The organism is Caloramator australicus RC3 (assembly GCF_000297115.1).
Taxonomy (GTDB): domain Bacteria; phylum Bacillota; class Clostridia; order Clostridiales; family Caloramatoraceae; genus Caloramator; species Caloramator australicus.
Window position 1 is genome coordinate 1 of the sequence record NZ_CAKP01000118.1, and the last position, 1,390, is coordinate 1,390.

Here is a 1,390-nt window from a genome sequence, read left to right on the forward strand (position 1 = left end):
CTTTTTTAATATAATGTAGAGATGAGCATAATTGATTAAAAACAAATTATTTATGTTAAATTGTTCTAACTTTTATGAAGTGAAGCTCAATTATTTTAAATTAAACTTAAATTAACACCAAAAAAGCAAAAAAAGGGTAGACTACTCCCTTGGTAAAATTGATGTTCAAAAAATTTAATTTAATTTTAATATAATTTATTTAGGCTGTTCTTCTAAATCCCGATAGGGATTTGTATTTATCAACGCAGCCAGATTTTATGGCAGCAATTGCAACAGTTAAAAGGCAAATGTGACCGATTGTATTCAAATTAGTAACGGAGTTAATATTTCTAACATAAGCTTGTTCTGTATTGAGATTTTTCCATCTAGAATTGTATCTTTCGGATTCAGTTCTTAGACTATATATTTTTTTAAAAAATATAGAATCACGATTTATAGAGGACCTATAATCAGTGCCAATAGTTATATATTTTACACAACCTCTGTATTTCTTACCATTAAAGTATTTTTCATGGTTACATGGGCATAAAGAGTCATCTTTAGAAGTTCTAAAAGGACAGCAAAACTTTTGCTTGATATATGAATCAAAATATTGTTTACCATCTTTATGCATTACTAAACCAGCATCACAAATGACATTACCAGTTGATGTTAAGTTCTTTTTCTTAGTGCCACGCTTATTTAAGGGGATGAAGGCATGACCTTTAAGGGTATTACGAATGAAATCATGATTTTGTTTTGAATCATAGCCTTTATCAGCAATAATGTAACTGCCTTCAAGAGAAAACCACTCATTTGTGGTAGCAAGGATTTCTATAAGATTAGAAACTTCATTAACATCAGCAGTAGTAGTAAATTCAGCAATAGGGAGACCAGATATAGCATCACAAATAACATGATTTTTGTAACCCCAGTAGAATTCATATTTTTTCTTTGAGTTATTAGGCTTATCCTCAGAAGCTTTAACATTGATGGAGTTATTGGCAGTATGAACTCCTAACTTACAATCTTTATCAGAAGAAGGTGGATTATTTTTAGAAAATTTGTTTTTTGAAAAGGACTTAGGATTATTAAATTTAGTATTAGCCTTAACGGGAGTAGCATCAACAGAAATAAATTTGTTATCAATAAAACCTAACTCTTTAAGAATATTAACTTGATTTTTCATGATTTCTTTAAGATAAGAGTTAGACAAATTTTTAATGAATCTTTGAAAAACTGAGTAAGAAGGTAAAGGCTTAAGGATATCGAACCCACAAAGCTTAGCAATGATTAAATTATTTCTAAGAAATCTTTAAGTTCAGTAACTTGAGCAAATTTTTCACATTTCATGACAATAAAGGCTCTGAAAAGAGCATGGCTGAGACTGCCAAGGCACACAGGGGATAGG

Annotated in this window: 1 protein-coding gene; it reads right to left on the reverse strand. The window is 29.8% G+C overall.

Going from position 1 to position 1,390, the window contains the following annotated elements:
* Positions 1 to 199 precede the first annotated feature (199 nt).
* Positions 200 to 1,168 carry a transposase gene (locus CAAU_RS11520; protein WP_008909614.1) on the reverse strand — a complete coding sequence of 323 codons (969 nt, stop codon included), beginning with the start codon at positions 1,166 to 1,168 and terminating at the stop codon, positions 200 to 202.
* Between the last annotated feature and the right edge of the window lie 222 nt (positions 1,169 to 1,390).

Bases quoted from the DNA above. Each gene is read 5' to 3' on its own strand.
- CAAU_RS11520 (WP_008909614.1), bottom strand. From the start codon at position 1,168: ATGAAAAATCAAGTTAATATTCTTAAAGAGTTAGGTTTTATTGATAAC.